The 5,263-nt window shown below is 51.9% G+C and carries 4 protein-coding genes; all 4 read left to right on the forward strand.

Going from position 1 to position 5,263, the window contains the following annotated elements; all coding sequences use genetic code 11:
* On the forward strand, positions 1 to 624 hold a 624-nt coding region (locus tag E3J62_10855; protein TET44263.1), incomplete at its 5' end, for a DUF3800 domain-containing protein.
* A complete protein-coding gene (locus E3J62_10860) occupies positions 621 to 1,121 on the forward strand; it encodes a hypothetical protein (protein ID TET44264.1) in 501 nt (166 codons plus the stop codon). The genes E3J62_10855 and E3J62_10860, both read left to right, overlap by 4 nt.
* Positions 1,122 to 1,262: 141 nt before the next feature.
* On the forward strand, positions 1,263 to 4,118 hold the full coding sequence (locus E3J62_10865; protein TET44265.1) for a site-specific DNA-methyltransferase: 2,856 nt from the start codon (positions 1,263 to 1,265) through the stop codon (positions 4,116 to 4,118).
* A gap of 48 nt (positions 4,119 to 4,166) precedes the next feature.
* Positions 4,167 to 4,757 carry a hypothetical protein gene (locus E3J62_10870; GenBank protein TET44266.1) on the forward strand — a complete coding sequence of 197 codons (591 nt, stop codon included), beginning with the start codon at positions 4,167 to 4,169 and terminating at the stop codon, positions 4,755 to 4,757.
* The last annotated feature ends 506 nt before the right edge of the window (positions 4,758 to 5,263 follow it).

The following is a 5,263-nucleotide window of genomic DNA, read 5'->3' on the forward strand; positions in this document are numbered from 1 at the left end:
TGTCCCATAGAGAAGGTTCGTGAGACTTCGGTCCGCATACGAGAGATCAAGATTCATCACGGACTGAAACCTGACTTAGAAATCAAATGGACAAAAGTTTCTCCCGCGAAGAAACAATTCTATATGGATTTGCTCGACTATTTCTTTGACGATGACGACCTCCACTTCCGGGCTTTGATCGTTCCGGACAAGTCCAAGCTCCGGCACGAAACATTCGGGCAGACACACGATGAATGGTATTACAAGATGTATTTCGATATGTTAAAGGTCATATTAGACCCGAGGGCCCACTATCGAATCTACTTGGACATCAAAGATACTAGGGGGGCAGCGAAGATTGCGAGATTACACGAGGTACTCCGAAATAGCCTTTATGATGTTTCATGGGAGATCATTGAGAACGTTCAGACAGTCAGATCACACGAGGTCGAGATTATGCAGCTAACGGATATGCTACTCGGTGCAGTTTCCTATGCAAACAGAGATCTCTCCGGGAATGCAGGGAAATGCGCTTTGGTGGAGCGCATGAGAAGTCGGTCACATTATAGGCTGACCCATACGACCCTCCTTCGAGAAGATAAAGTCAATCTGCTCCGGTGGCAAGCCTCGGAGAAACAGGAATGACCAAAGCGCGTCCCGGATGGCTCCCTGGCACGATTTCTGTCGATGGCGATTGGAGAAACGATGTATTGCCGTCGCTCTACAGCGTCTTTGTTAAGGATTTCAAGCAGACCAGAAGGATGTTTGAGAATCGCCCCGTATGGTGGGACATTAGAATAGTACCAGGCGATGTCCATGAAGAAGGTTTCTGGCACCTTATCACGCGAATCGGGTCCAAAACCACCGAGAGGCTTTTCGACCCAAGACGTGCGGAACGTCTCCCGTGGTGTGGTCCAACGATTAGTAACTCCAGCGATCTGGCAGTGAAAGTGTGGGATTTTAGAGAAGCGTCTGGTCGTCCGCGAACCTATCTCTGGCTTGAAGACTGGGACTATGCCATCGTCCTTGAGAAGAGGCACGAGCGGCTTGGCGAAGTCGCCTTCTTGGTGACCGCTTTTTACGTGGATGGAGAATCGCGAAGGAAAAGCCTAAAAGGTAAGTACGCGAAGAGGATGAACTGAAGTGCAATCGCCGCCCTGTAGGACGGCGAAAGATCTCCTTCTACACATGGCAGATGAGTCAACCTAATAATATAATTATAATAATAATATGTCAAGGGCTGTTTGCAGGATTTCAGCACTTTTATGGTGGAGGGGGCGACCATGGCACGGAAGAAAGCCACAAAAGCAGGTAAGAGAGCATCTTTCGAGAGCGTCAAGCACAAGAACAAGCGGGTGAATATTCCGACCCGAGAATTGGAAGACTTCGTCAAGGAAGACGAGACCAAGCCCAAAACGCTCCTCTATCCCAGGGACCCGTCCTTGGACCCGCAGTTGGTCTGGAAGGGCAAGGACGAGCAGGACCGTGAGGACTTGAAGGTTCCTGCCGTGCCGGTGTACATTCAGGAGAAGATTCATCCCCAAGCTCTGATTGAGGACTTGCGGCGCGAGGCGCAAGAAGGAAAGCCGCGTCAAATTGACCTCTATGCGGATTTCAACGGGGTACAGTTTGAGGAGTTAATTGAGTTCTATCTGCATGAGCAGAACTGGTCCAACCGGATGATACTCGGGGATTCTCTTTTGGTGATGACCTCCTTGGCCGAGAAAGAAGGGCTGAAGGGGAAGGTGCAGATGATCTACATTGATCCGCCCTACGGGATTAAGTTCGGGTCGAATTGGCAGGTGTCCACGCGGAAGCGGAATGTGAAGGACGGCAAGGTCAAAGACGCAAGCCGCCAGCCTGAACAGGTAAAGGCCTTTCGCGATACGTGGCGACTCGGCATCCATTCTTACCTGGCATACCTCCGTGACCGGCTTGCGGTGGCACGCGAACTTCTCACGGAGACCGGCTCCGTCTTCGTCCAGATTGGTGACGAGAACGTGCATCTCGTCCGGTGCCTGATGGATGAGGTCTTTGGTAGTGAGAACTATGTCGCGACGATATCATTCACAAAGACAAGCGGACAAACCAAAACCACCCTTGTACCTATCGCTTCGGACTACTTGCTCCTATACGCCAAGAAACGAAAGATGATGAAATACCGGCAGCTCTTCAGCACTAAAGTCCTGGGAGGCAAAGGCAGCAAAGAACACAGATTTGTCGAATTACCTGATGGCACCACTCGAAGAGAACCAATCACGCTTGACGAGATACAGAATCCGTCATCTCTTCCCCTAGATTTTCGTGTCTATGCGACTGGGCCAATTGTCTCGGCAGGGTACTCTGAAAAGGGCTCGGCAGACATACACATCCGATCAGAAGGGAAAAGGTATCTGTTGAAGTGCGGCACTAATAGGCATTGGACGGTCGGTGTGGAAGGTACCAAGCTACTCTGGAAGATAGGGCGCTTAGTTCGTCAAGAAGGATTGCGGATCTTCAAACGGTATTTTGACGATTTCCGTTACTCCCCTATGACTAATACCTGGGTGGACACACGCGGCGAAACCGATATGGATTACGTAGTTCAAACTGCGGCCAAAGTTGCTGAGCGCTGTCTGCTCATGACCACGGACCCGGGGGACCTTGTTCTTGACCCGACGTGTGGCAGTGGGACTACGGCGTATGTGGCGGAGCAGTGGGGGAGGCGGTGGATTACTATTGATACATCCCGCGTGGCACTGGCGTTGGCGCGCGCGCGGTTGATGACAGCAAGGTTTCCCTACTATCTCCTTTCGGACTCGCCAGAGGGCTTTGTGAAGGAGGCCGAAGTAACGGGCCAGGCCCCTCCTGCTTCTCTGCCGAAGATGGAGAAGGATGTGCGCAAAGGCTTTGTCTATAGGCGGGAGCCGCACATTACGCTCAAGTCCATCGCGAACAATGAGGAGATTCAAGTTATTCATGCCAAATGGCACAAGAAACTGGAGCCAGTTCGGGCAAAGCTGAACAAGATGCTGAAGAGGTCTTGGGAGGAGTGGGAGGTGCCACGCGAATCACACAAGGCTTGGTCAAAGGAGGCAAAGGAACTCTTGGCCCAGTGGTGGGCTTTGCGGAAAGAGCGGCAGAAGGAGATTGACGACTCTATTGCGGTGGGGGCGGATACAGAACTTCTCTATGATCAACCTTACCGGGACCCCAAGCGGATTCGGGTGACCGGTCCGTTCACGGCAGAGAGCCTTTCCCCGCATAGGTTTCTGAGCGCTGACGATGATCTCGATGGAACCGTCACGGAGCGCGAGGCACGCGATCACCACGACTTCACGACCATGATTCTGGAAAATCTGAAGACAGCCGGAGTGCAGAACATGGTCAGGAACCAGCGCCTGAAGTTCGATCGTCTCGAGCCCTATGCCGGACGGTGGCTGCATGCCGATGGAGAATACACGGAGAATAGTAACGCGAAGCGTGTAGCCGTGTGTATTGGCCCAGAGCACGGAACCGTCGGCCCGGAGTTAGTAAAAGAAGCAGCCAAAGAGGCGGTCAAGGGTGTGGGCTTCGACCTTTTGGTCGTCTGCGGCTTCGCTTTCGACCCCCATGCTTGGGAAGCGGCGAAGGAGTTCAGCCCGCAGTCAGCGAAACCTTTCAAAGGAATCGTTGCAGAGCGCAAGGCGCAATACGGTAAGTTGACCATCCTTCTGGCCAAGATGAACCCGGACTTGGCGATGGGCGATGAGCTGTTGAAGAAGACGGGCACGGGAAACCTCTTCATGGTCTTCGGCGAACCGGACCTTAAGGTGACAAAACAGAAGGACGGAAAACTGGTCGTGGCGATCAAAGGCGTGGACGTTTACGACCCGACCACCGGACAGATTCGCAGCCATTCCACAGACGACATCGCCTGCTGGTTCATTGACACAGACTACAACGAGGAGAGCTTTTTTGTCCGCCATGCATACTTCGCCGGGGCGGAAGAGCCTTACGACAAGTTGAAGCGCGCTCTCAGGGCAGAGATTGATGAAGCGGCCTGGAGCGCACTCTACTCGACCAAGAGCCGGCCCTTCGATCCGCCCAAAACGGGCAAGATTGCTGTGAAAGTCATCAACCACTACGGCGACGAGGTTCTGAAAGTCTACCGATTGTAACGCCCTTCTATCTTGCGGTCAAGATGGCCAAAAACCCGGAGGTTAGATATGAAATGTTCTGGAATCGTACTTAGTATTTGCCTAATCGGCGCAGCGATGGCTTTCGGTGCCAGCGACTTGGATGACCTTGGATATGCAGCCAGTTCGGTCGAGACTAAGATGCGACTCTTCCGGGGAAAGATTTTTGATGTTCAGTTCACAAGAATTAGCTCCGAAGGTCAACCAGCACTATATGACATATGGTGTACAGCTGAAGAAGCTAATTTTGATGATTTTTGTGATTTGGCATATCTAGTAGGAAAGATATCCAAGAAAACGGTATGGAAATCGAGATACCTCATATTTGAAGACAACACAGGTTCTATTGTCATTGGGCAAATGTTCTGGAAATACAGGACGACCACAAAGGTCTGCAGAACATTCAACACGCTTGTGGATGGTGACAAGAAGTACGAGCAGTACCTTGAGCGTGAGTTGGTAGACCCACAGCCCGGGAAGACAGTTATCAACCTTACTGAAGCACTGTCAAAAGGAACGCTCAACCATCTCGCCTTGAGAACAAAAATATGGAGAAGAAAAAGGGACAAACAGACTCTTGAGTGGAGCAAATGGAAGGAAGCCGGCACACTGGAATTCTGATACACTTCGATGGGTGCCCGGTGTTAGGTCCTTAGACCTTCTACGATTTCCATCGCATACTTGCCTCACATCCTGTCATAGCTGAAGGCTATCTCCCCACAGTCGGGCAATTCATGAGCACAAAACAATCAAAATGACGATGCGGTACTCCCATCTGTCGCAACAACATCTTCAAGAGGCAGTGGGGCTCGTCGGCCTGCGGTTCTCAGGGGAGATGCAGAGACAGCTGGGTTCCCCTCGGACACAGTCAGAAGACATTGACTCGTCTTGAGCTCGATCCCGCTTGACAGGTGCTTCTATGTTCGCCATAATCCGTCCGCAAAGTAGAGTGCTTATCAATAAGTCAACTACCATCCCCAATCTTGGATGGTCCGAGATGAAGAATTTGGGCAACGGCAAATCCGGCCTACCTGACCTACCACAGCCTGGCTGGCGGGACACTCTGCACAAGGCCGTAAAGGTGGCACTTTCGTCAATGCCGCTGGGCGGTGGATTGGCTTCGGAGC

Source organism: candidate division TA06 bacterium (assembly GCA_004376575.1).
Lineage (GTDB): Bacteria > Hydrothermota > DG-26 > E44-bin18 > E44-bin18 > E44-bin18.